Consider the following 19069-nt stretch of genomic DNA (forward strand, 5'->3'; position numbering starts at 1 on the left):
GCCGCCGCCACGAACTCGGCCAGGAAGACGGTCCGGCGCAGCAGCGGCTCCACCAGGGTGATTCGAAGATCGGGCCGGGCGATGGCGAGCGGCCAAGTACGTGGTCTCCAACACCCTCAAAGAAGCGGATCTGGTGTCGAATTGGGGCGAGACCACGATCCTGCGTTCCCTCGATGACGTCGCCGCCCTGAAGGAAACCGAGGGCGGCCCGATCATCGTGCACGGCAGCGCGTCGCTGAACCGGAGCCTGTCCGACGCGGGCCTGATCGACCGCTACCACCTGCTGGTGTACCCGCTGCTGCTGGGCGCGGGCAAGCGCCTGTTCAGCGACGCCGACAAGGATGCGCAGCAGTTGCGGCTGGTCGAGTCCGCGGTCTACGCGAACGGCTTGCAGAAGAACGTTTTCGATGTCGTCCGCTGAATGAGGTCGTCCGCCGAATGCGGAAAAGCCTGCCGCGCAACGCTGTACGGTGCGCGGCAGGCCGCTGCCGGAGGCGGGGTCAGTGGGTGGGCGCGGAGGATCCCAGCGCCACACCGACGGTGTTGACGATCTGGGTCCAGAAGTTGCCCAGCGGCGTGGTGATGGCGCTGGAGCTGAGGCTGGAGGAACCGGTGGTGGAGGAGCCGGAGGGGGTGTCGGCGAGCGCCGGTCCGGCGGCTCCGACCAGGAGGGCGGCGAGGGCGATGGCGACGAATCCGGCACGACGAGTGTTTTGGATCATGGGCGCGAAGCGTAGTGAAACTTAGACATTTCAGACTCCGTTCGGAGACATTGATCCCGAAAAGCTGCACGCCCGTAGAATCTTCGCCGATCCCTCGCCATTCCTGCATCAGTGCTCGGTGTGATGCCGGTGCCCGCCACCGGATTTCGCGGTGTACATGGCCCGATCCGCGGTGTGGATCAGGCTCGGGGCGTCGCGGTTGCCCGCCGCGGTGGTCGCGATCCCGACGCTGGCCCGGATCTGCACCTCCCCCGTCGAGAGCTGGAACGGTTGGGCGATATCGGTGAGGATGCGGTCGGCGACGGCGTGCGCCGCGTCGTCCCCGCCGGTGAGGGCGATGACGAATTCGTCGCCGCCGTAACGGCATACGCAATCCTCGGGCCCGGTCACCGCGCGCAGCCGATCGGCGACGGCGACGAGCAGTTCGTCACCGACGCGGTGGCCGTGCCGATCGTTGATCTGTTTGAAGCCGTCCAGATCGACCACCAGAATCGCCATGGGCCCCGGCCCGGACAACGACTCGGCGCAATGCGCCTCGAGCATGGACCGATTGGGCAGGGCGGTGAGCCGATCATGGGTGGCGGCGTGATGCAGCCGGTCCTGCAGCTCGCTGATCCGGTGTTCGCGGGCGGCGACGGCGGCCCGCAGGATCGTCTCGTGTTCGCCGAGCGCGCGTTCGGCCAGCGCCTCGGCGTATCCGCCGACCGCGTGCCCGGCGTGCAGCGCCCAGGTGTCGGCGGCCTCGGCCGGCGCGGCCAGCAAGACCGCAGTGGCCAGCGGGCCGACGAAGCGCGAGCTGGTGGGCAGCCCGGGCACGCCGGTGGCCAGTTCGGCGCCGAGAATCCTTGCCGCGGCTGCGTTCTCGGTGCGCTCGTGGCTGATTCGGTCGAGCTGGCGCAGGAACTCGGTGGTGCGTTCGGTGGTCAGCGCGGGATCGGTCGGGTGGTACCCGGAGGCGGCCAGCAGGCGCAGGTACTCGGCGGCGGCTCGGCGGAGGGCATGCTCGCGGTCGGGGGATCCCGACCGCGTCAGGCCCACCGGCCGCATGGTCATCACAGTCGCCCCACGCCCGCGTAGCCGGGGCTGCGTAGGTGCGCCGGGGTGCCCGGTGGGTCGGGCTGCCACTCGGAGGGCCCGATCAATCCCGGTTCGACCAGCTCGAATCCGTCGAACATGCGCAGGATTTCCTCGCGCGGCCGCATGATGACCGGGTTCGGGGTGCGCCGGTACATGTCCTCCACGGCGTGGTGGGCCTCGGCTTCGGCACTGGCGTGCACGATGACGAGGTAGCTGCCGGGGGCCAGCCGCTCGCGGATTCCCGCGATGATCGCGTGCGGATCGTCGGTGTCGGGGACGAAATGCAGGACCGCGAGCAGCAGCACCGCGACCGGCCGGGTGAAATCGATGATCTGATCCGCGCCACCGGGCGCGAGGAATTCGGCGGGCCTGCGCAGATCGCCTTCGAGCACCAAGGTGTCCGGATCGTCCTGCAGCAGCGCGCGGCCGTGGGTGACGGCGACCGGATCATTGTCCACGTACACCACTCGCGCGCCGGGCCGGATGGCGCGCGCGGCCTCGTGCACATTGCCGACCGTGGGGATGCCGGATCCGATGTCCACGAACTGGGTGATGCCCTGCTCGCTGAGGAAGCGGACCACCCGGCGCAGGAAGGCGCGATTCTCGCGGGCCACCACGGGCGCGTTCGGCATCTGGGTCATGATCTCGCGGGCGAAGGCGCGATCGACCTGGAAGTTGTGCGAGCCGCCCAGGAAGTAGTCCCACACCCGCGCGGCGCTGGGCCGGTCCAGATCAACGGTCAGGGGTGCCCATTCCGGGCGGGCGTCGATGTTCTCGCTCTGGCGTGCCTCGGGGTTCCCGACCGGCCGCGCCTCGGTGTTCCCGATTTGCCGTGTTTCGGTGTTCCCGGCTTGCCGTGCTTCGGTGTTCTCGGACTGCATCGACACGCTTCCTCCCCACCACTGATCAACTGTCCCCACAGAAAAACCCGCACTCGCCCTGCCAGTTGATCAGCCTACCGAGAAACACACGCGGGCGCAGGCGGGCAACCCTGCAGTGATCCGCCCCACACCGCAGGTGGAAGCGGGTTGTCAGCCCCGGAAAGCACGGAACCCGCGCCGGGTGGCGCGGGTTCCGTTCGACCGGCTCTCAGAGGGCGCGAACGCTCTGGGCCTGCGGGCCCTTACGGCCCTCACCGATTTCGAACTCGACTCGCTGGCCCTCTTCGAGGGTCTTGAAGCCGCTGCCGGAAATCTCGGAGTAATGAACGAAAAGGTCGGGCCCGCCGCCGTCCTGCGCGATGAAACCGAAGCCCTTTTCGCCGTCGAACCACTTCACACTGCCTTGCGACATACTTTTTGTTTTGCTTTCTGTTGCGAGCCGGGCGATCACATCAACTACCCGTGCTCGCCATCCAGCATGGCACACGCCGCGCGGTGTCCCCCGCGGCGCTCGGCGGGGGCGGGCGGATCTCGCGACGGCCGAGCAGGACTCGCCACCGCTGAGCAGTTGTCGCCACAGCTGAGCGTTTTCGCTCGCGGCGATGGGCGAAGTGAGATCGTGAAGTGGGGTGCGCGATAGGGAGGAGGTATCAATGAAACCTGTTCCAGCGGTGCGGCGTTCCGAAACGCCGAGCGCACTCGCGATCGTCCGGCAGAACTTCTCCGACGTGGCGCTCGGGAGCCTGCGCACCTTCGGGCGCACGGTGTCCCTGGGCCTGGAGTCGGTGTGCGGCGGCGTCGCCGATGTGCTCGCACGCAAGTTCCAGTGGCGCGAAATGCTGTATCAGGCTTGGTATCTCATCACCGTCACCACCTTGCCCGCCATTCTGATGGCGGTGCCGTTCGGGGTCGTGGTCTCGGTCCAGGTCGGCAACCTCATCCACCAACTCGGGGCGGACTCACTCATCGGCGCGGCGGGCGGGCTCGGCGTCATCCAACAAGGCGCACCCATCGCCACCGGACTGCTACTCGGCGGCGCGGGCGCCTCCGCCATCGCCTCCGACCTCGGCGCACGCACCGTCCGCGAAGAGATCGACGCGCTACGCGTGATGGGCATCGATCCCGTGCACCGCCTGGTGATTCCCCGCGTGGCGGCCATGCTGCTGGTCGCACCGCTGCTCAATATTCTGATCATCTTCGTCGGCGTGGTCGCCGGATACTTCGTGGCGATCGCCGCGCAGAATGTGACCCCGGGCAGCTACTGGGCCACCTTCGGCGCGTTCACCGTGCTCGACGATGTCTGGATTTCGCTCGGCAAGGCACTGCTTTTCGGGTTTCTGGTGGTGATCGTCGCCTGCCAGCGCGGGCTGGAGGCGCGCGGCGGGCCGCGCGGTGTCGCCGATGGCGTGAACGCGGCGGTGGTGTTGTCGGTGGCCGCGATCATCGTGGCCAATCTGGTGATCACCCAGGTGGTGACGATGTTCCTGCCCATGCGGGTGGCCTGATGCCGCCGACTCCGTACACCCCCAAGGGATTCCGCCTCGTGCCTCGCACGGCGCGTGACCCGGGTGCGGTGCTGGCGCCGCTGGAGACGGCCGGGTTCATGCTCGGTTTCGCATGGCAGGCCCTGGCGGGAATCCCGCTGACGCTGCGCCGCTACCGCGGCCAGACCCTGCGGACCATCACCGATATGACCTGGGGCCGTGGGTCGTTGATCGTCGGCGGCGGCACCGTGCCCATGCTGGTGGTGCTCGGGCTGGCGATCGGCGCGGGCGTCGGCATCCAGGCGTTCGCGGCGCTGGATCTGATCGGGCTGGGTTCGGCCACCGGCGTAGTGTCGGCGTTCGCGAACACCCGGGAGCTGGCGCCGATCGCGGCGGCCATCGGGTTCGCCGCGCAGGCGGGCTGCCGGATGACCGCCGAGATCGGGGCCATGCGCATCTCCGAGGAGATCGACGCACTGGAATCCCTCGGCCTGCGCTCGGTGCCGTTCGTGGTGACCACCCGCATCATCGCCGGGGCGGTCGCCATCGTGCCGACCTTCCTGATCGCGCTGATCCTGACCTACCTGTCGTGCTCGACCGTGGTGGTGCTGCTGCACGGTCAGGCCAGCGGTATCTACGGTCACTATTTCGCCCAATTCGCCAGCGGCTACGACATTTTCGCGGCGGTGGTCAAGATTCTGGTCTTCGGGGTCGCGGTGATTCTCATCCACTGCTATTACGGCTTCTTCGCCAGCGGCGGCCCGGAAGGCGTGGGCATAGCGTCGGGCCGCGCGGTGCGGGCCAGTTTCGTCGCCATCATCGCGCTGGACATGGTGCTGACGCTGCTGCTGTGGGGCGTCAATTCCGCGATCGAATTCCCGGGGTGAGGGTATGCCGAACTATTCGATTCCCGGGGTGACGGTGAGCCGCCTCGGCGCACGCGTGCTGGGCGTCGTGGTGGTGGCGTTGATCGCGGCGCTGGTGGTGGCGTGGTACGCCTACTCGCACGCCCCGGTCCCCGACCGGGTGCGAATCCAGTTGCGCACCAGCGAGATCGGTGACGGCATCGTGCCGGGCACGACGGTGCGGCTGGACGGGGTGGCGGTGGGCCGCATCACCGCGGTGCAACCGGTCGATCAGGGACGGCAGCTGCTGAGCCTGGATCTCGACCGCACCCAGACCGCCGAGCTGACCGACGCGCTCACCGTCGACTACGCCCCGGAGAATCTCTTCGGCATCAGCGCCGTCACCGTGCGCCCCGGCACCGGCGGCACGCCGCTGCGCTCGGGCATGGTCATCGATCTGGGCGGGCGCGTGGACGATGTCACCATGGGCGCGCTGCTGCGCAGCCTCACCGACACGTCGACGCAGGTGCTCACCCCGAAGCTCACCGCCCTGCTCACCCAGTTCAGTTCGGACCTGCGGGCGTTCGCGCCGCTGCTGCGGGCGGTGGTCACCGTGGCGCGCACGGTGTCGGAGACGCAGCGCTACGCCTCGTCGTTCCTGATCGACCAGTACGGGTCGTTCCTGCGCGGCTTCGGCGATTTCAGTTCGTCGACCTTCAAACTCTTCGACACCATCATGAATATCGAGGTGTTCGTGAATGATCGCGCCAAATACGACGCCTCGGTCAACATGATCGCCAACCAGACCTTCCCCGCCGTCGGATCGCTGGCCGACGCCCTGGGCACCTACTTCGGTTCGGCCGCCGACATGTTCGCACCGCTGCTGTCGGCGATGGCGGCCATGGTCCCGGATCCGGCGGCGGCGCAGGCGAATCTGTCGGAGCTGATCGACCGCTTGGACCGGCTGTTCACCACCGGGCCGAGCGGCACCTCGATCGATGTCGCGGTGACCCTGCGCGGGGTGCCGGGGCTGGCGGACGAGCCACCCGCCGACACCAGCGGCAGCTGCAGACCGGTGACCGGCAGCAAACCCACGACATAGCCGACATTGATCAGGGCCTGGCCGGTGATCCAGGTGGTGGCCGAGGCGGTCAGCAGGCGGATGAACGGGTCCACCGATCGGGTGGCGATGCGCAGCCCGGTGTAGACGAACAGCGCGAACAGCCCCAGCACCAGCGCGCAGCCGAGGAATCCGAGCTCCTCGCCGATGATGGCGAAGATGAAGTCGTTGTGCGCGTTGGGCAGATAGCTCCACTTGGCCCGCGACTGCCCCAGCCCGCGACCCCAGATCCCGCCGTCGGCAAGGGAATACATGGCCTGCCGGGCCTGATAGCCGATGCCCTGCGGGTCGGAGCCCGGGCTGAAGAACGCGCGCATGCGGTCGGAGCGGTAGCCGGCCGAGAGCGCGAGGATGCTCGCCGCCACCCCGCCCGACACCGCGATGGTCACGAACATGCGCAGCGGCAGCCCGCCGAACCACAGCAGCGAGGTGAGCACGATGCCCAGCGCGATGGTGGTCGACAGGTTGGGTTCCAGCACGACCAGGAAACACGCCAGCAGGCCCGCGGGCACCAGCGGCATGAGAATGTCCTTGTACCCGGCCTTTTCGGTCTGTCGGGAGGCCAGCAGGTGCGAACCCCACACCACCAGTGTGATTTTCACGATCTCCGACGGCTGCACCGATACGACGCCGAGGTCGAACCAGCGCCGCGAGCCCTGTACCTCGGTGCCGATGCCCGGGATCAGCACCAGTACCAGCAGCACCACCGAGAGCGCGAAGACCGGGAACGACAGCCGCCGCATCACCCGCATGGGGACGCGCAGCGCGATGTAGAACAGCACCGCGCCCAGCCCGGCGAACATGGTCTGCTGGATGAACAGCGAATACGCCGATTTGCCATCGGCATAGGACTCCACGCTGGAGGCCGAGAGCACCATGACCAGGCCGAGCACGGTGAGCAGTACCGCGATGGCGACGACGAGGTGGAACGACGCCAGCGGGCGGGCCAGCCAGGCCCCGAACCATCCGGTTCGCATGCGCTGGGCAGCGGTCCCGGCCCGCCGCGGCGCCGTCGTCGTCATTCGGTTCTCCCGATGTCCTTCTCGTCCAGGGCCTGCACGGCGGCCGCGAAACTCCGTCCGCGGTGCGTGTAGTCGGCGAACATGTCCAGGGACGCCGCGGCCGGGGCCAGCAGGACGGTATCGCCGCGATGGGCGAATCCGGCCGCCACGCGCACCGCGCGCGCCATCACCGCGTCGGGTTCGATCTCGGTGAAGGGGTCACCCATCCGAGCATCGTCCCCCGAGTTCAGCTCCACGACCGGGACATCCGGGGCGTGTCGCGCGAGTGCGGCGGCGATCACGGCCGCGTCCTGCCCGAACAGCACGGCCGCGACCAGGTGTTCGCGGCACTCCTCGATGAGGTCCTCGACGCCCGCGCCCTTGAGCTGACCGCCCGCCACCCACACCACGCCGGGGTGGGCCAGGATCGAGGAGCGCGCGGCATGCGGGTTGGTGGCCTTGGAGTCGTCGACGAACTCGACGCCCGCCAGCTCTCGCACGTGCGCGGCCCGGTGGGGGCCGACCTTGTGCTCCTGCAGGCCCTCCTTCACGAACTGCGGTGCCACATCGATGGATCGGGTGAGCGCGGCCGCGGCCAGCGCGTCGGCCACCCCGGCGGGACCCTGCGGGCTGATGTCGCCGACCTCGGCCAGGATGGCGGCCTTGGTGAAGGCGCGATCGAGCAGTTTGCCGTCCACCACGCCGAGTTCACCGTCGGCGGGCACGCCGATGCGGAAGCCGACGGTGCGGCGCGCCTTGGACTTTCGCGCCAGCGACGCGGCGACCGCGTCGTCCAGGCCGACCACGCCGACCCGTCCCGTCAGCGCGCGGGCCTTGGCCGCGGCGTAGGCGTCCAGGCCGCCGTGCCAATCCAGGTGATCCTCGGCCACATTCAGCACCACGCCCGCCTCCGGGCGCACCGACGGGGCCCAGTGCAGCTGGAACGAGGACAGTTCCACCGCGAGGATCTGCGGACCGGGACTGCGGCGCAGCGCGTCCAGGATGGGCAGGCCGATATTGCCGCAGGCCACCGAGGCGATCCCGGCGGCACGCAGAATCGAGTGCGTCATCTGGGTGGTGGTGGTCTTGCCGTTGGTGCCGGTGATCACCAGCCATTTGCGCACCGGCCCGTAGATGCGAGCCTGATCCACCCACCAGGCGAACTCGACATCGCCCCAGACGGGGATGCCCTCGGTGACGGCGGACGCCAGCACCGGCGAATCCGGCCGCCAGCCCGGGCTGGTGATCACCAGCGCGAAGCGTTGCAGCGCATCGGGTTGCAGCAGATCGGCGGCGGTGGCGGTTTCCAGGCCGAGTTCGGCGGCCTCAGCCAGCGCCTTCTCCCCGCCGTCGGTGACGATCGGGCGCGCGCCGATGTCCTGGAGCGGCTCGATCAGCGAGCGCCCGGAGACGCCCCAACCGGCCACCAGCACATCACGGCCGCGCAGGAATTCCAGCATGGGCCCCGGTGAACGCAGGACCCTCGGAGAATGTTCGGACATTGCTCACTCACCCTGCCGCAGAGAGGTATTCGCTGTAGAACAGGCCCAGTCCGATCGCCGAGGCCATACCGGCCAGCAACCAGAACCGGATGATCACCGAGGTCTCGGCCCACCCGCTCAGCTCGAAGTGGTGATGGAACGGTGCCATCTTGAACAGTCGGTTGCGGGTGGTGCGGAAGACCGCCACCTGCAGCACCACCGAGGCGGTCTCGGCCACGAACAGCGCGCCGATCACGACCATGAGCAGCTCGGTACGGGTCGTGATGGACAGGCCCGCGAGCAGCCCGCCCAGCATCAGCGAACCGGTGTCGCCCATGAAGATCTTGGCGGGCGCGGCATTCCACCACAGGAAGCCGATGCAGGCCGCGCCGCCCGCGGCGCACACCAGTGCCAGATCCAGTGGATCACGGACCTGGTAGCAGCCCGCGACCGCGTGCGAGGCACAGGAATTGCGCCACTGCCAGAAGGTGATGATCATGTACGCGCCCAGCACGAGACTCATCGAGCCCGCGGCCAGACCGTCCAGGCCGTCGGTCAGGTTGACCGCGTTGGACCAGGCCACCACGATCAGGCACACGAACGCCAGGAAGAACGGCAGCCACAGCGTCACCGTATTGATGTCGCGGGTGTAGGACAGGTGCTTGTCGCCGGGCGTGAGGCCGTGCATGTTGCGGAATTGCAGTGCCAGCACGCCGAACACGACCGCCGAGGTGAGCTGGCCGATGTACTTGCCGGCCGCCGTCAGCCCCAGATTGCGCTGCTTGCGCAGCTTGATCAGGTCGTCGAGGAAGCCGACGAAGCCCAGCGCGGTGGCCAGGCCCATGACCAGCAGGCCCGAGGCCGAGGGCCCCGGTTCGCCGTAGGTCATCGAGATCAGGTGCGAGCCCAGGTAACCGGCCCACATGCCGATGATGATGGCGACGCCGCCCATGGTGGGGGTGCCGCGCTTGGCCTTGTGGCTCTCCGGGCCGTCGACCCGGATCTCCTGTCCGAAGCCCTGTTTGGCGAAATAGCGGATCACCACGGGGGTCAGCAGGATGGAGACGGCCAGCGCGATGGCCGCCGACAACAGAATCTGGGTCATCGGGTGGCCTCCTCGCCCGCACCGATCAAATGCTCGGCGACAGTCCACAGGCCAACGGATTTGGAGGCCTTCACCAGCACCACGGCGCCGGGTTCGAGCTCCTCGTCCAGCAGCGCGATGGCAGCTTCGATATCGGGTACGTGAATGGCTTCCTCGCCCCAGGAACCCTCCTGCACCGCGCCCTGGAACAGGGCGCGCACCGGACGGCCCGCGCCGACGACGATCAGGCGATCCACGTCGAGGCGCACCACCAGGCGGCCGATCTTGTCGTGTTCGAGGACGGATTCCTCGCCCAGCTCACCCATTTCGCCGAGCACCGCCCAGCTGGGGCGCGGCTCGGTACCCGCCTTGGACATGGTGACCAGTGCCTTGAGCGCGGCCCGCACCGAATCCGGGTTGGCGTTGTAGGAGTCGTTGACGACGGTGACGCCGTCGGCGCGGGTGCGCACGTCCATGCGGCGGGCCGACACGGCGGCCGCACCGGACAGCGCCTGCGCGATGGTCGCCAGGCTCGCGCCCTGGTCGAGGGCGACAGCAGCCGCGGAAAGCGCGTTGCCGACCTGGTGCTCACCGTGCACGGCCAGCTGGACGTCGATGGATTCGCCGTTGGCGTGCAAGGTGAATCGCGCGCGGGCCTGCTCGTCGAGTAGGACATCCGAGGCGCGCACATCGGCGTTGGCGGCCTGGCCGACGGTGACCACGCGGGCGCGGGTCCGCTCGGCCATCTTGGCCACCAGGTGATCGTCGAGGTTCAGCACGGCGAGACCGGAAGCCGGAAGCGCTTCGACGAGTTCACCTTTGGCCTGCGCGATCACCTCGCGGCTGCCGAACTCGCCCAGGTGCGCGGTGCCGACATTGAGCACGACGCCGATTCCGGGCGGGGCGATCTCGGTGAGCGCCTTGATGTGTCCCGGTCCCCGCGCGGACAGCTCCAGGACCAGGAAGCGGGTGTCCGCGTCGGCGCGTAGCGCGGTCCACGGGTGGCCCAGCTCGTTGTTGAACGAACCGGGCGGGGCCACAACGGATCCCAGCGGCGCGAGCACCGCGGCGATCAGATCCTTGGTGGAGGTCTTGCCGGAGGAGCCGGTGACGCCGACGACGGTCAGGCTGCCCGCGGCGACCAGGCGGTCCACGCTCGCCCGGGCCAGCGCGGCGAGCGCGTCCAGCACGGCGGCGCCGGAACCGTCGGTGTCGTGGGCCAGCGCGATGGCGCGCGTATTGCCGGGCCGGGGCTCCACCACGATGGCGGGCACGCCGACCGGCCGGGCGGCCAGCACCGCGACCGCACCCGCCTCGACGGCGCGCGCCGCGAAGTCGTGGCCGTCGGCGCGCTCGCCCGGCAATGCCAGGAACAGGTCACCGGAACCGATTCGGCGCGAATCGAACTCGGCCGAGCCGGTGACCCTGGCGTCGGGGTCCGGGGCGTCGTGCAGCGTGCCGCCGACGACCTCCGCGATCTCCCGCAAAGTCATCTCGATCATGAATGCGTCAGGTCCCTCGTCTTTTCCGACAGGGCGGCCGCGAGTACCTCGCGGTCGTCGAACGGATGCTTCACTCCTGAAATCTCCTGCCCTGTCTCATGTCCCTTGCCCGCGATCAGCACCACGTCGCCGGGCTGCGCCCAAGCGACGGCGGCGGCGATCGCGTCCGCCCGGTCCCCCACCTCCCGGACCTCACCGCGTTCCGCGTCCGGCACCTGTTCGGCGCCGGCGAGCACCGCGGCGCGAATGGCCGCCGGGTCCTCGCTGCGCGGATTGTCGTCGGTAATGATGGCCAGGTCGCTGCCGCGCGCCGCCGCCGCACCCATCAAGGGCCGCTTGCCGGCATCGCGATCACCGCCCGCGCCCACCACTATCGCCAGACGTCCCGTCCCCTGCTCGGCCAACCACGTGCGCAAGGTCGCCACCACCGATTCGATGGCGGCGGGCTTGTGCGCGTAATCCACCACGGCCAGAAACTCCTGGCCCTCATCGACCCGCTGCATCCGGCCCGGCACGTCGACCGCGCCGAGCGCCGCGGCGGCGGTCTCCGCTTCGACCCCGGCCGCCGCGCACACCGCGACCGCCAGCAGTCCATTGGCGATGTTGTACGCACCCGGAAGCCGCAGGCGCACATCCACATTGACATGCGGCCCCGACGCGGTGAACTCCTGGGTGCCGCCGGCGCCGGCCGTCGCCGCACCGGCCGTCCAGTCGGCGACCACGCCGTCGCGGGTGGACACCGTACGCAACCGGTCCACCGAGCCCGCCAGGTCGTCGCGGATCTCGCCCGCCAGGCGCTGCCCCCACTGATCGTCGACGCAGATCACCGACACCGCCGCGGCCACCGACGGGCGCGGCGAGGCGGCCGAGTCCGGACCGTCCGGGATGAACAGGCGGCGCTTGGCGGCGAAGTAGTCCTCGAAATCAGCGTGGAAGTCGAGGTGGTCCTGGGACAGGTTGGTGAACCCGCCGACCGCGAAGCTCACCCCGTCCACCCGGCCCAGCGCCAGCGCGTGACTGGACACCTCCATCACGACCGCGTCCACGCCCTGCTCGACCATGAGCGCGAACATGGCGTGCAGCTGCGGAGCCTCGGGGGTGGTCAGCGCCGAGGGCACCCGGACGCCGCCGATGCGGGTCTCGATGGTGCCGATGAGCGCGGTGCGCAGCCCGGCCGCGGCGAGTCCCGCCTCCACCAGGTACGAGGTGGTGGTCTTGCCGGAGGTGCCGGTGATGCCGACGATGCGGAGTTTGCGTGACGGGTCACCGTAAAGGGCCGACGACAACTCGCCGAGCACGGTCCGCGGCGCGTCGTGCACCAGCACGGGCACCGCGATCTCGCCGATCAGCTCCGCGCCCGCCGCGTCGGTGAGGACCGCGACCGCGCCCCGTTCCACCGCGTCGTGGGCGAAACGCGCGCCGTGCGCGTGCGCTCCGGCGAGACCGGCGAACAAGTCGCCCGCGCGAACCGCGTTGGAGCGCTGCTCGATACCGGTGACCTGGATGTTCTCCAGACCTTCCGGGCCCGCGGCGCTGCTCGCGCCCGTGAGCTCCACCACCGTGCGCAGGCTGGTCACTGCCGGGGCAGCGGGCCGAAGCACCTGCTGGCTGGACTGCGCGGGCACGAAGCTCCTCTCCGATGGCTGTCGATCAAGGCGGTCATACAAGAAGAACGGTCCGGCGGACCGGATCGACGTGTCAGGTTACCTGTGTTCGATCGCCGGGCGATCGGCACGGCGTAGTTCGGTCACGGCATGCGTCACTACCATCCGATCCCTGCTCTAACTCGCCTGCAGAACCAGCGGTTTGGCGGGCGGCGACGGCGGAATCCGATCCCGCTGCAGCAGCCACGAGGCGATGCTGTGGAACAGCGGCGCGGCCGAGCCGCCGCCGCTGCCGTCGGAACTGCGCACCGGCGCGTCCAGCATCATGCCGATCACGTAGCGCGGATTGTCGGCGGGTGCCATGCCCGCGAAGGTGATCCAGTAGCGGTCGGCCGAATAGCAGTGGCACTTCGGGTCGACCTGCTGGGCGGTGCCGGTCTTGCCCGCCACCTGATAGCCCTCGATGGCGGCCTGAGTGCCGGTGCCGGTCTGGTTGCCGCCGTTGGGATCCTTCTGCACCACCGACTCGAACATCTGCCGCAGCGTGCGGGCGGTCTGCGGGCTCACCACCTTGACGCTGTCGGGCGGCTCTTCCTCGGTGCGGGCGCCGTCCGGGGCGATACGGGCCTTCACGATGCGCGGCGGAATCCGCACGCCGTCGTTGGCGATGGCCTGGTACATGGCGGTCATCTGCAGGGTCGTCATCGAAAGGCCCTGTCCGATGGGCAGGTTGGCGAAGGTGGAGCCCGACCACTGATCCCGCGAGGGCAGCACGCCCGCGCTCTCGCCGGGCAGCCCGACGCCGGTGCGCTGGCCGATGCCGAAGCGCTTCACCATGTCGTACCAGCGGTCCTCGCCGACCCGCTGGGCCAGCATGAGCGTGCCCACGTTCGAGGACTTACCGAAGACGCCGGTGGTGGTGTAGGGCGCGTTGCCGTGCACCCAGGCGTCGTGCACGGTGACACCGCCCATATTGATGGCGCCCGGAACATCCAGCACCTCATCGGGATTGGTGACGCCGTACTCGATGGCCGCGGCCGCGGTGACGATCTTGTTCACCGAGCCGGGCTCGAACACCTCCTGCACCGACGGGTTGCCCAGGTCGGTGGTGGCCCAGGTGGCCGGGTCCAGGGAGGGGTTGAAGGTGTTGTCGTTGGCCATGGCCAGCACCTGGCCGGTGTGCACGTCCAGCACCACCGCCGAGGCCGCGCCCGCGCCGGAGAGATCCTTGGCCTGCTGCACCTGCTGCTGCACGTAGTACTGCAGGTCCGAGTCGAGGGTCAGCTCCAGACCGGAGCCGTTGACCGCGGGGTGGCGGTCACGCCACGAGCCCGGGATCACCGCGCCGTCGGAGCCGCGGTCGTAGGTGAGCGAACCGTCGGTGCCCGCCAGCTGCGCGTCCATCGAGGATTCCAGGCCGATCTGACCGTGCCCGTCCCAGCCGGTCGCGCCGATCACATTGGCGGCCAACGATCCCCCGGGATACTGGCGCATGTCCTGACGGTCCTGGCCGATCTCCGGAAACTTCAGGGTGATGTCGGCGGCGATCCGCGGATCCACGTTGCGCACCAGATAGACGAACGGCTCGTCACTCTTCAACTGGGCGAGGATGTCCTTCTCGATCGCCGCGTTGCCGAGCTTCTCGTGCATGTACTTGGCGATGGCCGCCAGCCGGTCGTCGGGATTCGGCGCGGTCTGCGGATTCTTCTCGTAGGCGTCCGCGAGATCCTTGCGCACCACCAGCGGGCGGAAGCTCAGCTGTTTGGCCGCGATCGTGAACGCCAGCGACCGCCCGTAGCGGTCCGTGATCGCACCGCGGGTGGCCGGATCCGGCACCGTCGTCGACCGCTGGCTCGCCGCCTCCGCCGACAGCTTCGGCGCGGAAACGCTCTGCACCCACAACAATTGGATGGCGGCCACGACCAGGGCCACCAGCATGACCAACCGGCCCACCCCGAACCGGAATCGCGTACCCGAGTCCAGCCCCGGAGCGGGCCGCGGTCTGGACTGCCGCCCCGGCCCGGAACTCGCCCGCCCCGAACCCGACCGGTTACGCCCGGTCGAGGTCCGTGCCCGGCCCGGATCGGACCGCCCGCGACCGGATTCGCGCCCGCGCCCCGCGCGGGTCGGACTCATCGACCAACCCCGATCGTCATCCCGGGAATGGCGGGGGCCGGGCGCGGGAGCACGCGAGCGCCGGTCATCGCGGCGCTCCGTTCGCCTGGACCTGCGGGTTCTGCGGCGTCGGGATCGGAGCCGCCGGAACGGGATTCGCGGCGGTGGTGGTCGGCGCGACGGGCGCGGCCGGGGTGGTGGTCACCGGGACCACGCGATCGGCCTGCGGCTGGCCCGGTTTGGGCGGCTGCGTCGCGGCGGGCGGCGTGGTGTTGAGCGGCGGCACCGGGTTGCCCTGCGCGGGCTGCGGATTGCCGATCACGATGACCTGGCCGTCCGGCGCGATCACCAGGCGGGCCGGATCCTTGGCCGGGATCATGCCGAGTTCCGCGGCGCGCTGGGCCAATTCGGGAGCCGAATCGGCAGCGGCGACCTCGCGTTGCAGGGCGTCACGTTCGTCGGAGAGCTTCTGGTTGGCGCGGCGCTGATCACCGAGCTGATAGCTGTCCTCGGTGGCGCGGGTGGTCAGCAGCAGGGTCAGGGCCAAACCGCAGCCCAGCAGCGCGATGATGGTGGCCACGAAGGACATCCGCCCGCGCGGCATCGCATCGCTGCGCCGGCCCCGGCGCATGCCCGGAATCTCGGCCCGGCCGCCCGCACGATTGCGGCGACGCGCGTAAGCCCGTTGCGCCGCACCCTTTTTCACACCCTCGGCGGCCTGCGCGCGGCGTGTCCCCCGGCCCGCCGCCTGCTTCTGGATCGTCATAGGGCGACCCCGATCCAGCGGGTGTGCGACCGCCATCGCTCACCGCGCGCCGAACCCAGCGCTCCCCGCGTTCTCGGCTCTTCCCGCAACCTCACGACCGGTCCTCCCCTGCGATCCGTTCCGCCGCCCGCATGCGCACCGGGGCGGCCCGCGGGTTCTCGTCGATCTCCTGCTGGGTCGCCTTCTCCGCACCCCGGGTCAGGATCTTGAATTCCGGTCCCATGCCGGGCAATTCGACCGGCAGGTCCAGCGGGGTGCGGGAGGCTGAGCGCTTGGCCAGCTCCACCTTCACCACCCGGTCCTCGAGGGACTGATAGCTCATCACCACGATGCGCCCGCCCGGGGCCAGCGCGTCCAGCGCGGCGGGCAGCGCGGCCTCCAGGGATTCCAGCTCTCTGTTCACCTCCACCCGCAGCGCCTGGAAGGTGCGCTTGGCCGGATGCCCGCCGGTGCGCCGGGCCGCGGCGGGAATGGTGTCGTAGAGCACTTCCACCAGTTGCGCGCTGGTGGTGAACGGGGTGCGCTGGCGACGGCGCACGATCTCGGAGGCGATCTTGCCCGCGAATCGTTCCTCGCCATAGGTTTTCAGCACTCGGGCCAGCTCGCCGTGGCTGTAGGTATTGAGCACGTCGGCGGCGGTGGGGCCGGTACTGGAGTCCATCCGCATGTCCAGGGGCGCGTCGATGGAGTAGGCGAAGCCGCGATCGGCCTCGTCCAGCTGCATGGAGGACACACCCAGATCCATCAGAATCGCGTGGACCGAACCGGTCTCGGCCAGCCCGGCCTGCTCGAGCGCGTCCGGGATCCCGTCGTATCGGGTGTGTACCAGGGTGATCCGGTCCTGGAACGGCGATAGTCGCTCCCCCGCGAGCTTCAGCGCGGTGGTGTCGCGATCCAGGCCGACCAGGCGGATGTTCGGGTAGGTCTGCAGGAAGTACTCGGCGTGACCGCCGAGCCCCAGTGTGCAGTCCAGGTAGACCGCGCCCTCGGAATGCAGTGCGGGACCGAGTATTTCGTCGGCGCGGTGCAGGAGAACCGGAACATGGCGGGGACCGTCACTGCCTCGGTGCACCTGGACCTCCCGGAATTCCTGCCTCACGTTCATTTCGCACGACTACGTAGGTCGGCGGCAACCGTCGCCTCGTCGAGAACGACCTTCGAAAGTAAGCGAATGCCCCGTGGTCTCTGACCGAAGCACCGCACCTGGCGTTGGGGAAGTACGTCAGGGTCGGTGTCGGGCAGAGGCCGCAGGGCACTCGCCTCGCCGCCGGCTAGAAGATCCCGCCCAGCGACTCGTCTCTGGCCTGCGAGTAGTCCTCCTCGTGCTCGGCGAGGTAGGAATCCCAGGCCGTCTTGTCCCATATCTCGAGGAAGTCGACCGAGCCGATCACCACGCAATCCTTGGAGAGATTGGCGTAGCGGCGGTGCTCTGCCGACAGCACGATCCGGCCCTGTGCGTCCGGACGTTGCTCATCACTGGAAGCCGCCAAGGCCCGGACGAATGCTCGGGCCTGCGGGTTCGATCGGGATGCCGCCGCGGCTCTCCGCGCTAACGCGGTGAACTCGTCTTTGGGGTACACGGCAAGGCTGTGGTCTTGTCCCTTCGTGACCATCAACCCTCCCGCCAGCTCGTCCCGGAACTTCGCAGGCAACGTCAGTCGCCCTTTGTCGTCCAACCGAGGGGTATAGGTACCGAGAAACAAGCCTCGCCACCTCCTACCGGATCACCCTCTCGACTGTTCGGCCTCCTGTAGTGCGGGCTCCACATTACCCCACTTTCCCCCACTTTCAATCGAAAGCGTCGGTGATCTCGGTCCCCGCTTGGCGAACTTCGCAGGTCACACCAGCTATCACCGAGGTGGGGGAGATTTCGCGCAGTTCCCCCGACACGCGCGACGCGCGCCGGAGAGCACCTGACAACCGCCAGCAAACCCGCAGATAGCGGGCATTCCAGGCGCGAGTGGGGCCCGGTGGGGCACCCCCGTGGGGCAGTGTGGGGAATCGTGGATCAGTCCGACACGCCGAGGGTGCACCTACACGAAACGCCGTGACGCCACACCCGAAATCGGTGTGGCGCCACGGCGTGTCGTGAGCTTCAGTTGTCGGCCGATCCGACCGGACAGGTCAACTGTCCTGTTCGAACCTCTTACGGAAGCGATCTTCCATCCGAGCGGAGAAACCGCCCGGCTTGCGCTGCTTACCGCGCGCCGCGCCGGGCGTACCGCCCGCGCTGGGATGAGCGTCACTGCCGCGGCTCGCCGACCCGCCCATCCGGGGGCCACCGATCAGCAACAGCACGCCGGCCGCGAACATGACGATGAACCCGACCAAACTGATGATCGGGAACCCGCCGGGCTTGAACGGCGCGGCGATACCCGCCACCAATAGAAACAGACCGAGGACGAACAGAGCGGCCGCCTGAAGTCTGCGTCGACCAGTGGCTGAACGTAACCGTCCACCCCGAACAGTCGAGGCGAACTTCGGATCCTCAGCATAGAGCGCGCTCTCGATCTGTTCGAGCATGCGCTGCTCGTGCTCGGAGAGTGGCACGGTACCTCCCCCGGCACTAGGTGGTGGCTGTCGCCTCCGGGTAGACGACGGATAGCCGACCTTGGCGGCTGTCTGCCACCAATAATACGAGTTCGATCAGACCGCGACCACCTACTCGCCGATACTCACGCCAGCATTCCCGTTACCCAGCCCGAACCGGGGTGCGACCGGGCCGCCGTGGCCAGCAGATCCGCCACGTCGTGCAGGAATGCGCCTACCCGCGAAGCAAACTCGTCGGCCCGGCGATCATCGACCGGTCTCGGCAACCCCGCTTCGAGGGCGGCGCGGGTCTCGGACTGCCCGGTGAAGTAGTCCGCCCACATCACGAATTCCGGTGCCGCGCGCTGCATCAGGACCCAGGCGTTGCGAGAACGCGCGCGGGGCGCGCGGTCTGCGCCGGTGAGGGCCAGCACCGCGCCCGCCCCGCGCAGGGCCGCGAGGTAGGCGACGCGGAAACGCTCCGCCGGATCCGGCTCCCCCTGCGCCTCGGCCAGCAGCCCATCCGCCTTGCGCAGCAGCTCGCCGGCGCGGCCGGGATGGCCCGGTCGTTCAGTTTTCCCGCTCATTTCGGGTACCTCCCCACTCGCCCACCCGATTCGTATCTATAAGGACAGCGGTCCCGCACCAGGCATTTCGCCCGACAGAAAGATCGAACAGGTATTCGAAGGTTGCTCTTGGGTTTGAATATAGAGAGACCCACCGACAAGTTGAGTCGCCCGCCGTGGCGCTACTGTCGATTCATCCGTCCGCGCCAACGGGGAGTTGCGTCCAGCCGATGACCGCAGTCACACCGAAACCGACACCTGCGCCCGTGGTGGTCGATATGTCGGCCGCGAC

General features: G+C 69.0%; 18 protein-coding genes and 2 pseudogenes. 4 read left to right on the plus strand and 16 right to left on the minus strand.

What is annotated here, in order from left to right; all coding sequences use genetic code 11:
• Positions 1 to 92, minus strand: a pseudogene (locus ACWELQ_RS11730) (16S rRNA (guanine(527)-N(7))-methyltransferase RsmG); the annotation flags it as partial.
• 8 nt (positions 93 to 100) lie between these two features.
• Between ACWELQ_RS11730 and ACWELQ_RS11735 the strand changes: the two are divergent.
• Entirely contained in the window at positions 101 to 421 is a 321-nt protein-coding gene (locus ACWELQ_RS11735; RefSeq protein WP_452396995.1) for a dihydrofolate reductase family protein, read from the plus strand.
• 79 nt (positions 422 to 500) lie between these two features.
• Here the strand turns inward: ACWELQ_RS11735 and ACWELQ_RS11740 are convergent, their stop codons facing one another.
• From ACWELQ_RS11740 to ACWELQ_RS11755, 4 genes are all read right to left on the minus strand, one after another.
• Positions 501 to 722, minus strand: a complete 222-nt coding sequence (locus ACWELQ_RS11740; RefSeq protein WP_452396996.1) for a hypothetical protein — start codon at positions 720 to 722, stop codon at positions 501 to 503.
• A 108-nt stretch (positions 723 to 830) separates the two neighbouring features.
• Entirely contained in the window at positions 831 to 1775 is a 945-nt protein-coding gene (locus ACWELQ_RS11745; protein ID WP_452396997.1) for a diguanylate cyclase domain-containing protein, read from the minus strand.
• On the minus strand, positions 1775 to 2680 hold the full coding sequence (locus tag ACWELQ_RS11750; RefSeq protein WP_452397009.1) for an SAM-dependent methyltransferase: 906 nt from the start codon (positions 2678 to 2680) through the stop codon (positions 1775 to 1777). The genes ACWELQ_RS11745 and ACWELQ_RS11750 overlap by 1 nt, the downstream gene beginning before the upstream one ends.
• A 208-nt stretch (positions 2681 to 2888) precedes the next feature.
• Positions 2889 to 3092 (minus strand): cold-shock protein, encoded by a 204-nt coding sequence (locus ACWELQ_RS11755; RefSeq protein ID WP_452397010.1) that lies wholly within the window; start codon positions 3090 to 3092, stop codon positions 2889 to 2891.
• Positions 3093 to 3333: 241 nt separating this feature from the next.
• On the opposite strand from ACWELQ_RS11755, the gene ACWELQ_RS11760 reads away from it, so the two are divergent.
• The 3 genes and pseudogenes from ACWELQ_RS11760 to ACWELQ_RS11770 form a co-directional block, all read left to right on the plus strand.
• Positions 3334 to 4185: an MlaE family ABC transporter permease gene (locus tag ACWELQ_RS11760; RefSeq protein WP_452396998.1), complete on the plus strand. Its 852-nt coding sequence runs from the start codon at positions 3334 to 3336 to the stop codon at positions 4183 to 4185.
• A complete protein-coding gene (locus ACWELQ_RS11765) occupies positions 4185 to 5051 on the plus strand; it encodes an ABC transporter permease (RefSeq protein ID WP_452396999.1) in 867 nt (288 codons plus the stop codon). Before ACWELQ_RS11760 ends, ACWELQ_RS11765 begins: the two co-directional genes overlap by 1 nt.
• Positions 5052 to 5055: 4 nt before the next feature.
• Positions 5056 to 5415: pseudogene (locus ACWELQ_RS11770) on the plus strand (MlaD family protein); the annotation flags it as partial.
• A 440-nt stretch (positions 5416 to 5855) separates the two neighbouring features.
• Here the strand turns inward: ACWELQ_RS11770 and ftsW are convergent.
• The 11 genes from ftsW to ACWELQ_RS11825 form a co-directional block, all read right to left on the minus strand.
• Positions 5856 to 7151 carry a putative lipid II flippase FtsW gene (gene ftsW / locus ACWELQ_RS11775; protein WP_452397000.1) on the minus strand — a complete coding sequence of 432 codons (1296 nt, stop codon included), beginning with the start codon at positions 7149 to 7151 and terminating at the stop codon, positions 5856 to 5858.
• A complete protein-coding gene (murD, locus tag ACWELQ_RS11780; protein ID WP_452397011.1) occupies positions 7148 to 8590 on the minus strand; it encodes a UDP-N-acetylmuramoyl-L-alanine--D-glutamate ligase in 1443 nt (480 codons plus the stop codon). Before murD ends, ftsW begins: the two co-directional genes overlap by 4 nt.
• A 49-nt stretch (positions 8591 to 8639) precedes the next feature.
• A complete protein-coding gene (mraY, locus tag ACWELQ_RS11785; protein ID WP_452397001.1) occupies positions 8640 to 9716 on the minus strand; it encodes a phospho-N-acetylmuramoyl-pentapeptide-transferase in 1077 nt (358 codons plus the stop codon).
• A complete protein-coding gene (locus ACWELQ_RS11790; RefSeq protein WP_452397002.1) occupies positions 9713 to 11197 on the minus strand; it encodes a UDP-N-acetylmuramoyl-tripeptide--D-alanyl-D-alanine ligase in 1485 nt (494 codons plus the stop codon). Before ACWELQ_RS11790 ends, mraY begins: the two co-directional genes overlap by 4 nt.
• A complete protein-coding gene (locus tag ACWELQ_RS11795) occupies positions 11194 to 12822 on the minus strand; it encodes a UDP-N-acetylmuramoyl-L-alanyl-D-glutamate--2,6-diaminopimelate ligase (protein ID WP_452397003.1) in 1629 nt (542 codons plus the stop codon). The genes ACWELQ_RS11790 and ACWELQ_RS11795 overlap by 4 nt, the downstream gene beginning before the upstream one ends.
• A gap of 156 nt (positions 12823 to 12978) precedes the next feature.
• On the minus strand, positions 12979 to 14937 hold the full coding sequence (locus tag ACWELQ_RS11800; protein ID WP_452397004.1) for a peptidoglycan D,D-transpeptidase FtsI family protein: 1959 nt from the start codon (positions 14935 to 14937) through the stop codon (positions 12979 to 12981).
• Between the two features lie 64 nt (positions 14938 to 15001).
• Positions 15002 to 15682: a hypothetical protein gene (locus ACWELQ_RS11805; protein WP_452397005.1), complete on the minus strand. Its 681-nt coding sequence runs from the start codon at positions 15680 to 15682 to the stop codon at positions 15002 to 15004.
• A 91-nt stretch (positions 15683 to 15773) separates the two neighbouring features.
• Positions 15774 to 16787 carry a 16S rRNA (cytosine(1402)-N(4))-methyltransferase RsmH gene (rsmH, locus tag ACWELQ_RS11810; RefSeq protein ID WP_452397006.1) on the minus strand — a complete coding sequence of 338 codons (1014 nt, stop codon included), beginning with the start codon at positions 16785 to 16787 and terminating at the stop codon, positions 15774 to 15776.
• A gap of 166 nt (positions 16788 to 16953) precedes the next feature.
• Entirely contained in the window at positions 16954 to 17385 is a 432-nt protein-coding gene (mraZ, locus tag ACWELQ_RS11815; protein WP_379364248.1) for a division/cell wall cluster transcriptional repressor MraZ, read from the minus strand.
• Between the two features lie 421 nt (positions 17386 to 17806).
• Positions 17807 to 18232, minus strand: a complete 426-nt coding sequence (locus tag ACWELQ_RS11820; RefSeq protein ID WP_452397007.1) for a DUF3040 domain-containing protein — start codon at positions 18230 to 18232, stop codon at positions 17807 to 17809.
• A gap of 125 nt (positions 18233 to 18357) precedes the next feature.
• On the minus strand, positions 18358 to 18798 hold the full coding sequence (locus tag ACWELQ_RS11825) for an SAV_6107 family HEPN domain-containing protein (protein ID WP_452397008.1): 441 nt from the start codon (positions 18796 to 18798) through the stop codon (positions 18358 to 18360).
• Positions 18799 to 19069: the final 271 nt, after the last annotated feature.

It is taken from the genome of Nocardia sp. NPDC004722 (assembly GCF_053601505.1).